The 17,139-nt window shown below is 67.3% G+C and carries 16 protein-coding genes; 5 read left to right on the top strand and 11 right to left on the bottom strand.

Features of this window, described 5'->3' with window-relative positions; all coding sequences use genetic code 11:
* Position 1 precedes the first annotated feature (1 nt).
* Positions 2 to 1,936 carry a sulfate adenylyltransferase subunit CysN gene (cysN, locus tag BSF38_RS17345; protein WP_076347687.1) on the top strand — a complete coding sequence of 645 codons (1,935 nt, stop codon included), beginning with the start codon at positions 2 to 4 and terminating at the stop codon, positions 1,934 to 1,936.
* A 203-nt stretch (positions 1,937 to 2,139) separates the two neighbouring features.
* Here the strand turns inward: cysN and BSF38_RS17340 are convergent, their stop codons facing one another.
* Positions 2,140 to 3,105: a hypothetical protein gene (locus BSF38_RS17340; RefSeq protein ID WP_145952191.1), complete on the bottom strand. Its 966-nt coding sequence runs from the start codon at positions 3,103 to 3,105 to the stop codon at positions 2,140 to 2,142.
* 127 nt (positions 3,106 to 3,232) lie between these two features.
* On the opposite strand from BSF38_RS17340, the gene BSF38_RS17335 reads away from it, so the two are divergent.
* On the top strand, positions 3,233 to 3,700 hold the full coding sequence (locus BSF38_RS17335; RefSeq protein WP_076347683.1) for a cupin domain-containing protein: 468 nt from the start codon (positions 3,233 to 3,235) through the stop codon (positions 3,698 to 3,700).
* 6 nt (positions 3,701 to 3,706) lie between these two features.
* Here BSF38_RS17335 and BSF38_RS17330 read toward each other — a convergent pair whose 3' ends face one another.
* Together BSF38_RS17330 and BSF38_RS17325 are read right to left on the bottom strand one after the other, a co-directional pair.
* Positions 3,707 to 4,312, bottom strand: coding sequence for a hypothetical protein (locus BSF38_RS17330; protein ID WP_145952190.1), 606 nt, complete (start codon positions 4,310 to 4,312; stop codon positions 3,707 to 3,709).
* 379 nt (positions 4,313 to 4,691) lie between these two features.
* Positions 4,692 to 5,444: a ferritin-like domain-containing protein gene (locus BSF38_RS17325; protein ID WP_076347679.1), complete on the bottom strand. Its 753-nt coding sequence runs from the start codon at positions 5,442 to 5,444 to the stop codon at positions 4,692 to 4,694.
* A gap of 535 nt (positions 5,445 to 5,979) precedes the next feature.
* On the opposite strand from BSF38_RS17325, the gene BSF38_RS17320 reads away from it, so the two are divergent.
* A complete protein-coding gene (locus BSF38_RS17320) occupies positions 5,980 to 6,603 on the top strand; it encodes a DUF6655 family protein (RefSeq protein WP_076347677.1) in 624 nt (207 codons plus the stop codon).
* A 39-nt stretch (positions 6,604 to 6,642) separates the two neighbouring features.
* On the opposite strand, the gene BSF38_RS17315 is transcribed toward BSF38_RS17320, so the two are convergent.
* Positions 6,643 to 7,221, bottom strand: a complete 579-nt coding sequence (locus BSF38_RS17315; protein ID WP_076347675.1) for a PEP-CTERM sorting domain-containing protein — start codon at positions 7,219 to 7,221, stop codon at positions 6,643 to 6,645.
* A 280-nt stretch (positions 7,222 to 7,501) separates the two neighbouring features.
* Between BSF38_RS17315 and BSF38_RS31715 the strand changes: the two genes are divergently transcribed.
* Together BSF38_RS31715 and BSF38_RS17305 are read left to right on the top strand one after the other, a co-directional pair.
* Entirely contained in the window at positions 7,502 to 7,921 is a 420-nt protein-coding gene (locus tag BSF38_RS31715) for a hypothetical protein (RefSeq protein ID WP_210405615.1), read from the top strand.
* Between the two features lie 146 nt (positions 7,922 to 8,067).
* A complete protein-coding gene (locus BSF38_RS17305; protein ID WP_076351029.1) occupies positions 8,068 to 9,114 on the top strand; it encodes an SDR family oxidoreductase in 1,047 nt (348 codons plus the stop codon).
* 209 nt (positions 9,115 to 9,323) lie between these two features.
* Here BSF38_RS17305 and BSF38_RS17295 read toward each other — a convergent pair whose 3' ends face one another.
* The 7 genes from BSF38_RS17295 to BSF38_RS17265 form a co-directional block, all read right to left on the bottom strand.
* Positions 9,324 to 9,845 (bottom strand): hydrogenase maturation protease, encoded by a 522-nt coding sequence (locus tag BSF38_RS17295; protein ID WP_076347671.1) that lies wholly within the window; start codon positions 9,843 to 9,845, stop codon positions 9,324 to 9,326.
* A 4-nt stretch (positions 9,846 to 9,849) separates the two neighbouring features.
* Positions 9,850 to 11,274 carry a Ni/Fe hydrogenase subunit alpha gene (locus tag BSF38_RS17290; protein ID WP_076347669.1) on the bottom strand — a complete coding sequence of 475 codons (1,425 nt, stop codon included), beginning with the start codon at positions 11,272 to 11,274 and terminating at the stop codon, positions 9,850 to 9,852.
* A 33-nt stretch (positions 11,275 to 11,307) separates the two neighbouring features.
* Entirely contained in the window at positions 11,308 to 11,841 is a 534-nt protein-coding gene (locus BSF38_RS17285) for an NADH-quinone oxidoreductase subunit B family protein (protein ID WP_076347667.1), read from the bottom strand.
* Positions 11,829 to 12,545, bottom strand: a complete 717-nt coding sequence (gene hoxU / locus BSF38_RS17280; protein WP_076347665.1) for a bidirectional hydrogenase complex protein HoxU — start codon at positions 12,543 to 12,545, stop codon at positions 11,829 to 11,831. The genes BSF38_RS17285 and hoxU overlap by 13 nt, the downstream gene beginning before the upstream one ends.
* 179 nt (positions 12,546 to 12,724) lie before the next feature.
* The gene (gene trxA, locus BSF38_RS17275; RefSeq protein ID WP_083713026.1) at positions 12,725 to 13,627 is read right to left on the bottom strand and encodes a thioredoxin; all 903 of its coding nucleotides are present in this window, start codon (positions 13,625 to 13,627) and stop codon (positions 12,725 to 12,727) included.
* 108 nt (positions 13,628 to 13,735) lie between these two features.
* Complete coding sequence (locus tag BSF38_RS17270; RefSeq protein WP_076347663.1) at positions 13,736 to 15,322, bottom strand: MATE family efflux transporter; 1,587 nt, start codon at positions 15,320 to 15,322, stop codon at positions 13,736 to 13,738.
* 219 nt (positions 15,323 to 15,541) lie between these two features.
* Positions 15,542 to 17,122, bottom strand: coding sequence for a S1C family serine protease (locus BSF38_RS17265; RefSeq protein WP_076347661.1), 1,581 nt, complete (start codon positions 17,120 to 17,122; stop codon positions 15,542 to 15,544).
* Between the last annotated feature and the right edge of the window lie 17 nt (positions 17,123 to 17,139).

Below are 17,139 nucleotides of genomic sequence, written 5' to 3'. Positions count from 1 at the left end.
AATGCAAGCCGTTGATCTGAGTCAGGAAGACATCCACGCCTACCTCGCCCGCCACCAGAAGAAGGAACTGCTGCGTTTCCTCACCTGTGGCAGCGTCGACGACGGCAAGAGCACGCTCATCGGCCGGCTGCTGCACGACACCAAGATGATCTATGAGGACCAGCTCGCCGCGGTGAAGCGCGACAGCGAGAAGGTCGGCACCACCGGCGCCGGCGAGATCGACCTCGCCCTGCTGACCGACGGCCTGAAGGCCGAGCGCGAGCAGGGCATCACCATCGACGTCGCGTACCGCTATTTCTCGACCGACCGCCGCAAGTTCATCATCGCCGATACGCCCGGCCACGAGCAGTACACGCGCAACATGGCCACCGGCGCCTCGACGTGCCAGCTGGCCGTCATCCTCATCGACGCCCGCCACGGCGTCATGACCCAGACCCGCCGGCACTCGTTCATCGTGTCGCTCCTGGGCATCCGGCACGTCGTCGTCGCCGTCAACAAGATGGATCTCGTCGGCTACTCGCGAGACGTCTTCGAGCGGATCAAGGACGACTACACCGGCTTCGTCGCCAAGCTCGGGCTGCCCGACATCACCTTCATCCCGATGTCGGCGCTGAGGGGCGACAACGTCGTGTCCAAGAGCGACACGATGCCCTGGTACCCCGGCCCGCCGCTGCTGGATCACCTGGAGACGGTCCACATCGCCAGCGACCGCAACCTGACCGACCTGCGGTTCCCCGTGCAGTACGTCATCCGCCCCAACCTCGACTTCCGCGGCTTCGCCGGCACGGTGGCGTCCGGCATCCTCCGCCAGGGCGACGAGGTGATGGTGCTGCCGTCGGGCAAACGGAGCCGGGTGAAGTCGATCGTGACCTACGACGGCGAGCTGGAAGAAGCGTTCGCGCCCCAGGCGGTGACGGTCACGCTGGCCGACGAGGTGGACGTCAGCCGCGGCGACATGCTCGTGCGGCCGGACAGCCCGCCGCACGTCAGCAGCCAGATCGAAGCCATGGTGGTGTGGATGGCCGAGCAGCCGTTCGTGCCCGGCCGGACCTACACGCTGAAGCACACCACGAGGCAGGTGTCGGCGGAGGTCGCGTCGTTCCGCTACGGCGTCGACGTCAACACGCTGGAGCACCGGGCCATCGCACGGCTGGAGCTGAACGAAGTCGGGCACGTGCAACTCAGCCTGACGCAGGCGCTCGCGTGCGACCCTTACCGCACCAACGCCGCGACCGGGGCGTTCATCCTGATCGACCGGCTGACGAACAACACCGTCGGCGCCGGCATGATCCTGGAAGCCGGCAGCGGCCGGGCGGCGGGCGAAGTCTGGGCGGCGGAGCCGGCAGTGCGCCTCAAGCTGCGCGAGAGCCTGGTCGCGCCGGCCGAGCGCGAGCAGCGTTACGGCCAGGTGCCGGTGACGGTGCTGCTGGTCGGCCTGACCGGCAGTGGCAAGAGCCGGATCGCGTACGGGCTGGAACGCCGCCTGTGGGATGAGGGCCGGGTGGTGACGGTTCTGTACGGCCAGAACATGCGACAGGGGCTGAACCGCGACCTGGGTTTCACCGCCGACGACCGCTCGGAGAACCTGCGGCGGTCGGCCGAGGTGGCGAAGCTGATGAACGACGCGGGGGTGATCACCGTCGCGGCGTTTGTGGCGCCGCACGAGGCCGTCCGCGAGAAGGCGAAGCAGTTGATCGGCAGGGACCGCGTGCTGGAGGTGTATTGCGTGGCGCCGATGGAGGTGCTGCGGGCGCGCGACCAGAGCGGCGCATACCGGCTGGCCGACGAAGGCAAGATCGCGCAGATGCCGGGCGTGACGGCGGCGTTCGAGGAGCCGACAGGGTCCGACCTCGTGCTCCAGACCGACCAGATCGGCGTGGACGAGAGCGTCAGCCGGATCGTCGAACTTATGAAGTCGAGGGGCTTTCTGCGTTAGCGGTCGTGATTGTGGTCGAGAGGCCCGACGATACAAGCTCGAAGCGCCAGCGAGTGAATTGATTCCAACAGTCGACCGGAAATTCACTCGCTGGCGCTTCGGGCTCGTATCCGGACCTGGACCGCTCCGAACCCCCATTTTCATTTCGCCGCAGACTCTTCGTCAGGCGAGGCAGAGCCGGCGTCGTCCAGGCGACGATTGGTTCACCAGGCGATCGGGAAGAAATGCCGGTCCGGTTTTGCGATCGCCGCGTTCGATTCGACCATTCGTACCCGGTCGCCGACGAACTCGTACGTCTCCTCGACGGTGTCGAGCACGAAGCAAAACCTCATCGAGAACTGCGGGCGGAGTTCAGGGGTGACGGCCACCTTCACGAGCCAGCCGCCGCCGGGGCGGGAGTCGCAGCCCAGGACGTGGCCGCGCCAGCCGACCCGTCGCACGTCGTAGTGGCGCACGTACGCGTTTCGATCGAGCCAGGTGAAGTGCGCCTCGCGCTCCTCCGACCTCGGATCATCGCGCGCCATCGCGACGGCGAACGTTTTCTGGACCTCGAGCCCGTCTCCCGTGGCATCTTTGTCGGGGACGATGCTCGTACCCTGATACGAGGGAGGAGTCGCCGGCTTCAGAGGCGATCCAGCTCGGCCCAATCCGCCTCCCAAACCTCCGCCGCCGAGGCCTCCGCCTTCCGAACGCAGGTCGGCCGCTCCGGTTTGGAGTTCAGGTTTCGCCGCCTCGATCGCCGCAAGGTTCTCCTTCGTTTTCGACAGAATCTTGGTGATGGGGGCTGTGCTCGACGCATCGCCGATGAAGACGATGAACTCCTCCCCGGTCTTCGGGAACCTCTCCTTCCCCCGGAGACAGATCTGTAGCGGGCGCCTGTTCAGTTCCTCCGCACTCACTTTCCCCTTGAGCACGGCCGAAGGCTTCAGTTCGGTCCACATCATGATAGGTCCCGAGACGTCGTCGGCCTTGCCGGCGTCGACGACGCCGCCGGTCTCGGCGACTTCGGCTACCACGATGAAGCTGGCCTCTTCCTTCGCCCGCCCGATGCTCAAGCGGCTGCCGGGCAGAGCGTCCTGCCCGCGCGCCCAATCTTCGGCCCCCAGCAGCAGCGCCGCCGAGGCCATGAGGATGACGGGCCGTCGCATCGTCCACCGGGGGTGTCGCATGGTTCCGCCTCCGTGCCACAAGATGGGATCATCGCCGGAGCATGCTACCCAGCCGCGTGCCGCGGGTCTATCCTGATGAACGACCGCACGGACGGATCACGCTTTTCGATTCGGAGAATGGGAACCCATGGATTCCTCGATTGCTTCAGGCGACGCAACAGTTTACTCGGTGGTCGGCGATCGTTATACGTATCTCGTGACCGGCGCGCAGACGGCCGGGGGTTGCTTCATGTTCGAGGCTTACGTGCCGCCGGGCAACGGCTCGCCGCCGCACGTCCATCACCGCGAGGACGAGACGTTCTACGTCGTCGAGGGGGAGTTCGAAGTCATCGTCGACGGCGCGCCGATCCGGCTGTCGAGGGGGGAATTCCTGTTCGCCCGCCGCGACGTCCCCCACAACTTCCGGAACGTCGGGGCCGAACCAGGGAAGCTGATCATCACGGTCACACCAGCCGGGCTGGAGGACTTCTTCGCCGAGATCGGGACGAAGCTCTCAAGCCGCGACGAAGCCCCGGTCCCTCCGACTCCCGAAGACGTCGCCAGGCTGCTCGCCGCCGCCCCGCGCTACGGCCTGGAGATCCTCGGCCCCGACTGACCCGGCTCACTCGCCCTCGCCGCCGATCGGGGCGAAGCTGGCGGCGCCCACCTGGTCATAGTCCCCCCGCGGCAGCGAATCGCCGCGCGCGACGTTCAGCAAGACGCCGGCTCGAACATTCACATCCAGACGATCCTGAATGTGACAGCACAATGCCATGATGCTGTTCGCATATTGCGTCGTTTCCATGCCGATGAGCTTGACCGATTTTCCGCCGTCGCGAGCGGTGGTTTCCCATTCGACCGTCAACCGTTCGCCGGGATTCGCCACGCGCCGCCAGGCCTCGTTCAGCACCTTCTCGGCCTCCTTGTCGTTCCTCGCCACGGCCTCGACGCTGAAATCAAAGGAGCCGTCGTCCATGATGCGCTGGATCGCCAGCGCGAGCTTGGGCGGATAGCGGAACATGCTTCTCACCGCCGCATGCGGATTCCCATCCGCCCAGTCCGCGGCGGCATTCTCATAGAGGCTGGATGGGATGCTGCCTGTCGAGGCGAAAGCCCGCCCAAGAGCGGCCGTCCCACTCTCAATGTCGCCGCGACACGCGTACACTCCCGCGGCGACGCCGGCGGCCAGGATGATCCGGCGGGCGACGGGGGTCGAGGCGACGCTCATCGCCGCCTTGCCCGAATCCTTCCATGTCCCAACGCGAGCGATGAGGAACACGAGTCGCACCTCCTCTCCAACGCGTCCCGACGGCACGGGCCCGCCGCGAGCATGGCCGACCCACGATTTGGGAAGGACCGGCGCCGGAGAACGAGAAAGTCGTGATCCGAGATTGCCCCGACGAGCGGCACCTTCGTCGTCAGCCATCCAGGAACGAAATGTGATGATCAAAACTATCCGAAAACATCCGACGGCTGTCAATTAGAAACTCAGATTCTCGATCGTGAAACGTCGACGGCGATCCTCCGCGCGGTGGGTGGAGCGCAGCGCCGGCCGACCCGGGCGCTTCGTCCAGGGTCGGCCGGAATGGTGGACGGTCCGCGCGGGGTCAACCGCCGAAGAACTTGGCGACGTTGACCTGGTAGAAGGCGGTTTCGACCATTTCGAGCAGGAGCAGGAAGTCGATGATCCGGAAATTATTGGGGTCGGAGGCGACGACGGGGTCGAACGACGGCACGGTCCCGCCGTTGAGGTCGTGGATGAACGGATCAACGTGCGACAAGGCGACCGACTGAGGGATCGGCGTGTCGACCGGGAAGAAATCGGGTACCAGCGGCTCGTTCAAAAGGGCGTTGAGGAACCCGGCGTGCCGCGCCTCGACGGTGGTCAGGCCCGCGGCGACCGGGAAATACTCCTGAGTCTGCTGGATGGCGAACAGGGCGCCGGCGTACGTCCCGGCACCCGTGTTCTCGAACGCGCTCGCCGCCCGGACGAACGCGAAGACGTCGGGCTGCGCGAGGTTGCGAAGGTGCGGGACCGGGCGGGTCGGCAACGTGTTGTCCTCGTCGATGAGCAAGGCCTGAAGGATCTCGACGTGAGCCGACTCATCGGCCAAGATCTCCTGAAAGAGGGTCGTGTTCTCACCGGGGTACAATTCGGGAAGCCTGTGCATATGCGGGTTCGCGCGAGCCGCGCTCGCCCCCAACAGCAGCGCCGGCACGGCCGCCGCCGTCCTGCGGAAGAACGTCCTCCGCCCCGGATTCCGCGGCTCCGCGCGGCCGGAATCGCTTTTCAACATGTCCTGAATTTGCTCATCCGAGAGAACCTTCACGCGGGGCTCGAATGTCAATTGAAGGCGCATTTTCATCCTCCCTCTTTGCCAAGAGGCGACCGAATCCGGAGCGAGGCGATGCGCGAAGCTCCGGCGCCTGGAAACCGACTCAGCTCGCCGTTCAGGGAAACCGATCCCCTTGGCGATGGTGGTATGATGAAGTGCGGAGATTCTATCTGTCGGTTACATGATTCTTTGAAAAAGCTAATGAGGCCGGAGCGAGGCGACGAGGCGGACGCTGCATGATCCGAGGCGAACCGTGAGATCCAAAGAAATTCACCAAGGGGGGACGCGGAGGGGATGTGAAGACCATGCCTCGACCACTAATGCATTGAGTCGTCCCCTCTCCGCATCCTCCGTGGTGAATCATTCCGTCGTACGTGTGATTCGTTTCCCATCCGAGTCGTCGCAACGTCCTACCGGAGTCGGGATCTTGCCCAGATCCCGCGGACGGGCCGGCGACGGAGATTGGAAGCGATTCTGGGACGGAGCTAAGCTCGGCGCGCCGATTGCGCCGATAAGAGCGAGGGTGCGGAATGGATTCAGCGGCGGGGAGACGGCGGCCATGTCCCGAATTGCGAGCCTGGCGACGCTCGCTCTGGCCATGGCTTTGAGCGGCTGCGTGAGCGTGACGACGAAGCTCACCGGGTCGGCGAGGTCGGGCGCCGAGCAGCTCTTGCTGACCGGAACGGCCGATCGGGCGATCGCCTCGATCGATTTCCGCCCGCTGGCGGGTCGGAAGGTGTTCCTCGAAACCGGTCAGGTGAGCGCCGCCGACTCGGGGTGGCTCGTCTTCGGTCTGAGGCGCGAGATGGCCCGGCAAGGGCTGCTGCTGGTCGCCGACAAGAAGGACGCGCAGACGGTCGTCGAGGCGGCCGTCGGCGCCTACGGCACGGATGAGATCGACAGCCGCGTCTCCCTCCCCACCTCGTTCGCGTCGAGTCTGGTGCCGATCCCGATCGGCGGCTCGGACGCGTCGGGCCTGATCCGCAAGAACCGGCAGGACTCGGTGGTCAAGCTGGCGCTGTTCGGCTACGACGCCGCAACCCGCCAGCTCGCCTGGGAATCCGACACCGTGATGGAAGTCGGCCGCCTCGACCGCCGCTTCATCGGAACGACCAACGTGACGCGTCAGACGTCGCTGCCGGAGTTGGAGACGTACCCGCCCCGCCGGGTCCAAGTCCGGTAGCGATCGCATCGAGAGTTTCCGGCCGTCGGGGCCGGCGGATCAGGCGGCGGCGCGTCGACGACGACGCAACGCAAGCAGAGGCAAGGCGGCGCAGCCCGAGGCCATCGCGATGAGGCTCGAAGGCTCGGGGACGGGCGCGGACGCGAAGCTGAAGTCGATGACGACCTTGTCGCCGGTCGTATAGGGCAGCCCTTTCCAGTTGATCCCGATCTGCGTGTCGGTGATCGTGACCCGGCTGGCGTCGAAGCCGGCCAGGTTCGTGCCGGGGTCGATCGTGGCCCCGGTGATCCCCAGCGTGCCCGGCGACAGCAGAGTGAACAGCGGCCCGTTGAAGTCGCCGCCGCTCCACGTCGGATTCGTCGCAATCGTGCTCAGCAGGATGGTCAGCGTCGTGTCGGTGAAATCGACCGACAGCGTGGTGATGCCATCGATGACGCCCGAGGTCTCAGGCCCCGCGCCGACGGTGAAGCTGGAGGGGCTGAAGATCGCGCCTCCATAGGGCGTCGCCAGATTCGGATAGTAATAGACGGCGTTCATGTTGGCGCCGTCGAGCCCGGCCTGCGCCGACGGCGCGACGAAGACCAAGACCAACGCGGCCAGAAGAGTCACTTGTCGCATGTGCAGATCCTCACCTTAAAGAGGGTTAATTGATCAGACGTCGATCATGCCTGAAAGACCGAAACGAATGGAATCACTCGACGCAAACAATCAACATGGATGCATATTGTAAACACAGCAGGCGCAACCGCCCCCAGCCGGCCGTGCGAAGGGGAGTCTTGACGACGGCCGCGTTTCGGACGCCAGGGGTTCGCTTGGCTGGTTGCGCAGACTATAGTGAGTAGGTAAAGTTTCTCCGTTCCGCTTTTGAGCGATCACCCTGACGAGATGAGGAGCCCCCATGACAAGATCGCCGTGGATGGTGTTGGTCGTCGCAGTCGGTTTCACCACGTTCGGCGCGACCGCGAGGGCCCAACAGGCCGTTGACGGGTCCATTCTTCCGCAGCCTGTCGCCGCGTCGGCGCCGGGGATCGTCGTCGGCCCCGGGGTCGTTCTCGGCAGCCCGATCGTCGGGGGAACGGTCGTCGGCGGCCCGATCGTCGGCTCGCCGTTCGCGGCGTCGCGGTCGGGGCCGATCATGCCGTACAGCTATTACGCCAATTTCCCGGAGCCCGCTCGGGTGTACGTCGGCTACGGCTCGAACGACGGGTTCCCGTTCCGGGGCCAGCCGTACGGCCACGCCGGCGACCGCTGGTCGTGGAGCGCGATGTCGACCGGCAACAACTCGCTGGCCAGGTACTACTACCAGATCTTGCCCTGATCTCGAGAACCAGAATCCGGAGGGCGACGCGGCGCCGGACTTGCATTGAAGTTCGGTGTCCGGTCGCCCGCTGGTTCCTGGTCGTCCTGGCGTTGTCGCCGGTCGCGGGCGGCTTCATCAGAGACGAGACGCAAAGGGTGAAGACGATGCGACCATTGCATGAACAGTCGGTGGTGATCACCGGGGCCTCATCGGGGATCGGCCGGCGGACGGCGATCGAGTTCGCCAAGCGAGGAGCGCAGGTCACGCTCGCCGCGCGCAACGATTCGGCGCTTAAAGAAGTAGCCTCCGAGATCCGACGCGACGGCGGCAAGGCGCACGTCGTGGTCACCGACGTCGCCGAGTGGCCGCAGGTCGAGCGGCTCGCCGAGGCCGCCGCCGCCCATTACGGGCGGATCGACACCTGGGTCAACAACGCCGGGGTCAGCGTCTACGCCCACTTCGAAGACCTGCTGGTCGAAGAGATCGACCGGATCATCCGCGTCGACCTGCTCGGCCAAATCTACGGCGCCAAGGCCGCCCTGCCCTACATGAGGAAGCAAGGCGAGGGGACGATCATCAACGTGGCGTCCGAGCTGGGCGTCCGCGGCGCGCCGTTGCAGTCGATCTACTGCGCGGCCAAGCACGGCGTGAAGGGGTTCACCGAGGCGCTTCGATTGGAGCTGGACCACGAGAATTCAGGCGTCCGCACGACGCTGATCCTGCCGGGCGCGACCAACACGCCGTTCTTCGCGCACTCGCGCAGCAAGCTCGGCGCGAAGGCGTCGCCGCCGGGGATCGTCTACGAGCCCGAGGCCGTGGCCGAGGCGATCGTGTTCGCCGCCGAGCACCCCCGCCGCGACATCTTCGTCGGGGTCTCGGCCAAGAGCTACGACTGGCTCCAGCGGCTCAGCCCGGCGATGGCCGACCAGATGTCGCTGATGGCGGGCGCGAGCATCGAGAAGCAGAAGTCGCACGAGCCCGACAACGGCCGCGACACCCTCTTCGAACCCTGGACCGGCCATGGCGCCGAGCGCGGCGACTACCCCGGCCGGACGTCGAGCTGGTACACCAAGGTGTTCGAACACCACCCCGCCCTGAAGGTCGCCGCGTTAGGCGCCGTCGCCGGCACGTTCGCCGCCGGCCTGCTGGGCCTCGCCCGCCGGAACGGCAACGGTCATGAAACCGGCAACGGCTGGCGGCTTCGCGGCTGAGTCGACGGCCTGCTATTCCGGCGGTTCGTCCTGTTCCGCTGACCTTCAAAATGGCGGACTTGGCGAGGAGTCAGGACGGCATCGGGATCGAGGAAGTCGTCGTAGCTCAGATTCGCCATCCAGAAACGGCGAGCGCGGGACTCGTACTCTTCCTTGAGATGAGCGAGCCGCCGGATCTCGACCACCGTCCCCCATCCAGCGCCGAGTCGTCATTCGTGGGGCTCACCTCCGCAGATCCTCCCGCCCTCGGCGCAGGCGGCTTCTGCGTCCGGGCCTCCATCAAGGCCGAGCAGATCGGCGATACGCCTCAACGCCACTTCGAGACTGCAAGCCGCCTGGGGGGTCAGCCCGTCGCCCAGCCCCAGATCGGCCGCCGGCGCCGTCACGAGCCATGCCCGGGGACAGCTCCCGTAGACCGCTTGAGCCAGGGCCAGGAGGCGGCCGGGCTCGCTCACATGTCCGAACGCTGACGCGATGCTCGACAGCTCGAGCGGCCGGACTTCGACGCCCGACGGCCCTTCGTTCGGCGGAATGCGGGCGTCGACGAAGATTGCGAGGCGGACGGCCGACAGCCGTTCAGCCAGCTCGGGGGCGAGCTGCGTCACCGCCAGGGCCGCCACGCCCGGCAGTTCCCAACTTTGCACGACGGCGGCCGCGCGAGGGCCGAACGCGTCGTCGGTGCGCAGGGTGTTGCCGTATCCGATCACCAGGGCGGGCCGCGCGTCGTCCATCAGATCAGTGCCTCCAGATCTCGTCCCGGACAGCCCCGTCGGGGCCCACGACTTGGACGTGGAGCGGCATCAGGCCGAAGGCGTGAGTCGAGCAGCTCAGGCAGGGGTCGAACGCCCTGATCCCCGCCTCCAGACGATTCAGCACCCCCTCGGGGATCGGCGAGCCCTTGATGAAATGGCGGGCGATCTGGGCCAAGGACTTGTTCATCGCGAGGTTGTTGTGGCCCGTGGCGATGATGAGGTTGACCCACGTGAGCAGCCCGTTCTCGTCCACCCGGTAGTGGTGGAACAACGTGCCCCGGGGCGCCTCGCTGGCCCCCACGCCCTCCATGCGGTTGACGCCGCCGTGGGCGCGGATCTGATCGGAGAGAAGATCGGGGTCGTCGAGGAGTCGCTCGACGTGCTCGACGGCGGTCAGGATCTCGACCAGGCGGGCGTAATGATAGTAGAACGACGCGGTGACCGTGCGACCGCCCCGCTGGCGGTATTCTTCAAGCTCGACATCGGCGAGCGGCGAGCCCGCCCTGGAGCACACGTTCAATCGCGCAAGCGGGCCGACTCGATAGATCCCGTCGGGGCAGCCCATCGGAGCGTAGTACGGTGATTTCAGGTACGAGTCAGGCTCGACCGACTCGCCGAGGAAATCTCGGTAGTCGGCAGGGTCGAGGTCGTCGGCCACGATTCGGCCCGTCGAGTCGGTCACCCGTAGCCGGCCGTCGTGGTGTTCCCAGACCCCATCAGGGCCGACCATGGCCAGGAACAGGCTGGGGAAATCGCCGAAGCTCGCGACTTCCTCGCGGAAGCCGTCGAGCAATCCTTTGATCAGCCCGAGCGCCATCAGGGCGGTCTGCTTCGCCTCGGCGAGCCGTCCGCGGATCGCCTCGCGGCCGTCGACCGTGAGCGCCGCGCGGACCCCGCCGGGGACGGACCAGGCCGGGTGAATCTTGCGGCCGCCGAGGGCCTCGATGATCTCCTGGCCGAACTGCCGCAGCCGGATGCCCGCGCGGGCGACCTCCGGGTGTTTCGCGATCAGGCCGAAGACGTTCCGCTGAGCCGGGTCGGAGTCCATCCCGAGGAGCAAGTCGGGGCCGCTCAGATGAAAGACGCTCAGCGCATGCGACTGGACGATCTGGGCGAGGTTCATCAACCGCCGCAACTTCACGGCCGCCGGCGGGATCGAGACGGCCAGGATCGCGTCGCCGGCCTTGGACGACGCCAGCAGGTGGCTGACCGGGCAGATCCCGCAGACCCGCGCGGTGATCCCCGGCATCTCCCAAAACGGACGCCCCTCGCAGAACTTCTCGAACCCCCGGAAGTCTGTGACGTGGAACCGGGCGTCGGACACCCGCCCGTCGTCGTCGAGAAGCACCGTGATCTTGGCGTGCCCCTCGATCCGAGTGACCGGGTCGATGACGATCCGCTGGCCCATGAGACGCGCTCCTCGAATCGTGAACGGTCGCTTTCATCCGAATCGGATGTCCTCGCCCTCCAGACGCGGCGTCCTGCCCTCGATCAAGGCTTCCAGCACGGCGCGAATACGGGGGGCGGACGGGGGGCAGCCGGGCAGGTAGAGCTCCACCGGGATGACCGCGTGGACGGGGACGACCTTGTCAAGCAACGCCGGCACGATCCCCGGCTCGCAAGGGACCCGGCCGCCGCTTCCAAGATAGACCTGATCGAGGATGCTCTCGGCGCCGCCGAACGGGTTGCGCAGGGCCGTGACGTTGCCCGTCACGGCGCAATCGCCGAACGAGACGACCGTCCTGGTCCTGGCGCGCAGCAACGGCAGCAGCCTCAGGTGGTCTTCGTTGCAGACGGCCCCTTCCACCAGCGCCACGTCGACTCCCTCGGGGTACTCCTTGACGTCGACGAACGGCGAGAAGACGACGTCGACCGTACCGGCCAGGTCGATCAGGAACTCGTCCATGTCCAAGAACGACATATGGCAACCCGAGCATCCCCCGAGCCAGGCGGTGGCGAGCCTCAAACGGGCCATGGCTTGTGCTCCCGCGCTGCGATCAAAGAAGCGAGCCGGTCGCGACGGTGGTCGATTCCCGAGACGGTGTCTCCGCGATGGAAGAGGGCGCCGGTCGGGCAGGCCATCACGCACTTGCCGCATGATGTGCAGGTCGGCGAGTCGCCCCAGGGCTGGTCCAGGTCGGTCGCCACCCTGGCGTCCGCGCCGCGGCCCGAAACGCCCCAGGTGCGCGCCCCCTCGATCTCATCGCAGACCCGCACGCAACGGGTGCAGAGGATACAGCGGTTGTGGTCGACGCCGAACAGCTCGTGGCTGACGTCTACCGTCAGCGGCTTGTGCTGATACTCGAACCCGACGTGATCCATGCCGACGGCGACGGCCGCGTCCTGCAACTCGCAATCACCGTTGGCGACGCACACGGCGCAGGCGTGGTTGCCCGCGGCGAACATCAGTTCCACGACCGTGCGCCGATGGAATCGCAATCTCTCCGTGTCGGTCCGGACGTCCAATCCCTCGGCGACCGCGGTCACACATGCGGGCGTCATGGGCTTGCCGTCGCCGACCTCGACCAGGCAGAGCCGGCAGGAGCCGACGTCGGTCAGGCCCTCGAGGTGGCAGAGAGCTGGAATGTCGACGCCGGCCGAGCGAGCCGCGTGGAGGACGGTGTCGCCCTCGCGCGCCCCGACGATCTTGCCGTCGATCTGGAGGGTGACGATCGTCATGAGCGACCTCCCCATCGGTCAGCCCCCCGCCTGCCGCATGTAAGGAGCCGAACGCACTAGAAACCTGACATGAGTCGATGGGGCTTGATCGATTGACAAGCCGACTCGTCAAGACCTGGCAGGTTCGTCAAGCGACCAGTCGCAGTCTCTCTTCTTCTATTTGATATTAATAGCACGAACTAGAGCGCCAGGGACAGTTGGCGGCGGAATTCGGTGACGAGAGGCGAGTCGGAGGGGAGGAGCTGGAAGACGGCGAGCATGGTCTGGCGGGCTTTCTCGCCGACCCCCTTGCGGTCGCGCTCGACGAGGTCGAGGCAGATTGAAAGGGCTTCTTCGTAGCCGCCGGAGGCGGCGAGGGCTTCGGCCAGGGCGAACTTGCGGGCCAGATCTTTCGGCTCGGCGGCGAGGGCGGCGCGGGCGGCGTCGACGCCGCCGGAGTTCGCGGCTTGCGTCCGCAGGATCAGCTCGGCCTTGAGCTTCTCGCCCTCGGGCTCCAGGAACCCCCGGCGCTCGAGCGCGAAGATCACGCCGGCGGCCTCTTCGGTGCGGCCGGCGGCGAGCGCCAGCCGGGCCAGGCCGAGCTGCGCTTCGGGGAGGTCGGGGATGATCGCCAGGGCCTCGGCGTACTTCGCCTCGGCGGTCTGCGGATCGGTCGCCTCAAGCGCCTGGGCCTGTTTGATCAGGGTCTCGGCGGGGCTCGGCAGCAGGCGGTCGATCCACTGACGGATCGAGTTTTCGGGCAGGACCCCGGTGAAGGCGTCGAACACCTGGCCGTCGCGGACGCCGAAGACGGCCGGGATCGACCGCACGCCGAAGCTCCCCGCAATGTCGCTCGCCTGGTCGACGTCGATCTTCACCAGCGTGAACTTGCCGTCGTACTCGCGCGCCAGCTTCTCCAGCACCGGCCCCAACATCTTGCAAGGGCCGCACCACGGCGCCCAGAAATCGATGACGACCGGCGCGGTCCGCGACCGCTCGATCACGTCGACCGTGAACGATTCGGACGTGGCGTCGAGGATGTGCGGGCAAAGGGGCGAAGAAGTCGGCGCGGACGAGGTCGGAGTCGAAGCGGCGTCGCTCATGAGTCGAAAATCCCGCGGGGCCTGGTCGAGGAGTGAGGTCGGTTCGCAACCGTCGACGCCATTCTACGACCCGGCTCGCCCCCGGAAAAGATGCGGGGCGAGGCTGAATCAGCGGCGTCGGAGCTTGGCCCAGACGCTGGCGAGGTCGCCGCGGCCGGTGGGGACGAGCAGATAGCCGCCGATGAACGCGACGGTGCCGAGCGTCAGGTGGATCAACAGCGGCACGGCGCGGGTCCGCAGCGATTCGCCCGGGTAGGTGATCGGCATCGCCTGGCGGACCAGCCAGGTCGCCGCGATCAAGGCGACCGCGCCGGTCAGGGGAGCGCTCAGCGTCCGCTTCAGGAAGGTGCGCGGGTCGATCTCCAGGACGCGGAAGACGTACACTCCGGGCACGATCAAGTTTGAGACGAACGTGGTCAGCACGGTGCCCCAGATCACGCCGGCGACGCCCAGTCGCGTGGTCAAATAGTAGCTGATCGGCACGTTGATCAGCGCCCCGCCCAGGGCCGACAGGGCGATGACCTCGATCTTGTTGACGCCGATGGCCATCTGCACGGGGACCGAGAGGATCAACGGGATCGCGGCGGTCAAAAACAGCCGCATCAGCGGGGCGATCTTCTCGGGGTCGCAGTCCAGGCCCTGGCCGATCCAGAGGGTCAGGAACGGCCCGGCGTAGATCCAGCCGAGCAGGCCGATCGGCAGGACGGCGGTCAGGTGCATCCGGGTGCCGTCGTACTTGATCCGCTCCAGCCCGAGGCTGTCGCGCGCCGCGGCCAGGCTGGCGACGGCCGGCATGACCATGTAGGCGAGCATCCAGCCGGTCTGGCGAAGCTGCAAGAATGGCTTGCTCACCACGCTGTACATGGCGTTCGCCGGACCGGGCTCGTGGATCGCGAACCCGAGAATCGTCGTGTCGACCTTGTCGCCCAGCACCACGCTGATCTGGATGAGCGCCATGTAGAAGCTGATGTGGCCGAGGATCTTGTAGTCGGCCCAGCGGGCGCCGCGAAACCGAGGTTTCTGGCCGAGGTCGTGGATCATCACCCAGACTGCCGGCCCCAGCGACAAGAACACCTGGATCGCCGTCTGGGCCACGACCAGGTAGAAGAAGTCGACGCCGCTCTTGAGCCCGGCGATCAGGACCAGGTTGCGGAGGATCGTGATCGCCAGCTCGAGCCGGGGGATGAAGTCGTATCGTCGCGCCGCTTGCAGCACGCTCGACACCACCACCGAGAACCCGTAGCACGGCGCCGTCACGATCTGGAGCCAGAGCAGCTTGACGATCAGATTGTATGACTCGCCCTGGAACCCCGTGTGTGGCAACGCCCAGTAAGCGAGCCCCAGGAGCGCCACCATCTGTACGAAGGCCATCGCGGTGTAGAAATTCAGGCCGCAGGCCACGGCCCGGTCGACCCCCTCGCGATCGCCCCGCGTCCACGAATCGGAAATCTGCCGCTGGAGCGCCGAGCTGACCCCGAATTCGAACAGCATCTGGAAGAAGCCGAACCCCGTGGCGAACCCGTACGCCCCCATCGCGTCGGCGTGGATCGTGTCCAGGATCAACCGGGTCGTCCACAGCGAGAAGACGACCTGAAGCGGGACGCGCAGCGCCAGCCAGAAGGTTCCGCTGAGCAAACGCCCCAATACGGGCGGCAGCGCCCGGGCGGCGGGTATGGCGGTGGTAGCCGTACTCACAGGATCCTTCCTCGACGGCGGCGGGGACACTCCAGTTGCGCTCCGCGAAAATGGTGCTAGGCCCGTATCTTACCGGCCACGTGGGAAGGCCGGAACCCCAATTCGGCCCCTGCGCCGACCGGGCGCTCGTAGGGGCGCCCCTTGTGAGTGCTCGTGGCTGCCGAGGTGGATTGGGCGCCCACAAGGGGCGGCCCCTACTGAGCGCTCGGTCGGCCCACGTCAGGGAGCGATCTGGGCGGTGCTCGCCTGCTTCTCGGGACGGCTCGGCTCGGGATGTTCGAGCAGGTTGAGCCGGCGTTCGAGGCGGTCGAGGCGGTCGGCGACGGCCGGGGGGAGCGTGAGCGGAAGCTCCTCGGCGCGGGTCGGGCCGACCGGGGCGCGGAGATGTTTGGGCGAAGTCGGCGCGGCGGGGGTCGCGGCGGCGGTCGGGGTGACGACGACGGCGGTCGGCGGGGCGGGACGAGGGACGTCGGGCCGGTTGGCCGTCTCGACCCAGACGACCTTGCGCTCGGGCTTGGCCCCGCCTCCCCGAACGATTTCGAGCCGGACGGCCTTCCTGGCGGGCGTGCGGTCGAGCCGCTCGGTCAGGTCGAGGGCGGTGCGCGTCGGCTGGTCGTCGAACGAGACGATCAGGTCGCCGATCCGAAGCCCTCCCCGCGCCGCGGGGGTGTCGGGCAAGACGTCGCGGAGCGCGGCGCCTTCGGGAGAGGTCGCGAGGGCCGAGTCCGATTCAAGGCGGACGCCCAGATACGCGCGGTCGACCTGGCCGAGGTCGCGGAGCTGGGCGGCGATCCACAAGGCGTGGTCGGCGGGGACGGCGAAACCGAGGTCGTTGCCGCGCTCGCCGGTCGGAGCGTTCTCCGTCGACGGGATCGCCAGGCCGCTGCGGATCAGGCCCAGCCACTGGCCCCGGAAGTTCACCACCACCGCGCCGCTGTCGCCCGGAAAGAGCGGGGTCTGCACCTGGATCAGGCCGTTGATCTGCCGCGACCGCAGCTCCAGCGTCCGGTCGAGGCCGGCGATCTGGCCCCGGCTGACCGAGTGCCCGAGGCCGAACGGGTTGCCGATCACAAACACCTGGCTGCCGAGCGCCGGGCCTTCGGCGGCCTGGCGGATCGGCCGGACGGCGCGCGGGGCGATCCTCAAAAGCGTCAGGCCGGTGTCGGGATCGGCGGCGATCCAGCGCGCCAGGTGCTGGCGGCCGAAGGCGTCGCGCGCGGTGATCCGCGCCGGGCCCGTCTCGTCGTCGGCCTCGCTCTCGCCCGGGGCCCGGACGGGCCGATCGATCCGGACCGAGAGGACGTCGCCTTGCGGATTGATGACGACCCCCGTGGCCACGCGGCGGGTGCCGTCGGGTCCGTCGGCCGCCTTGTATTCGAGCGTCACCACCGAGTCGCGGGCGCGGATCATGCCGGCCGCCATCCGCCGTTCGAGCCGCTCCATCGCCGCGAACAAGACCTCGTCGTCGTCGGACTCTTCGTGCTCGCGGTGCGCGAGCGTGGGGGGGGCGGCCGGGATCGGGAACGCGTTCGGGTCGGAATCGAGGTCGCCGTCGCCGTCGACGCCCATCGCGCCCGACGTCGCCAGCCAGCGGGCGAAGGCTCGCGACGGGCCGGCCTTGGCGTCCTTCGCCACCTGCGCCCGCGTCGGGAAGGAGGGTTCCGGCGCTCGGGCCGACGGTCCCCAACTCAGCCGGTTGAGCGAGCCGTTCGAGACCGCCCAGGCCAGGACCGCGAACCCCAGGCCGCTGGCGAGCCAGAGGAGCAGGCGGTTCCGGACGTGGGTCTCGCGGGGCGCCATGGGGGGACTCTCAAAAA

It is taken from the genome of Paludisphaera borealis, from assembly GCF_001956985.1.
In the GTDB taxonomy this organism is placed as follows: domain Bacteria; phylum Planctomycetota; class Planctomycetia; order Isosphaerales; family Isosphaeraceae; genus Paludisphaera; species Paludisphaera borealis.
Note: the sequence above shows the minus strand (reverse complement) of the source record. Positions and strands in the feature narration are given on the sequence as shown.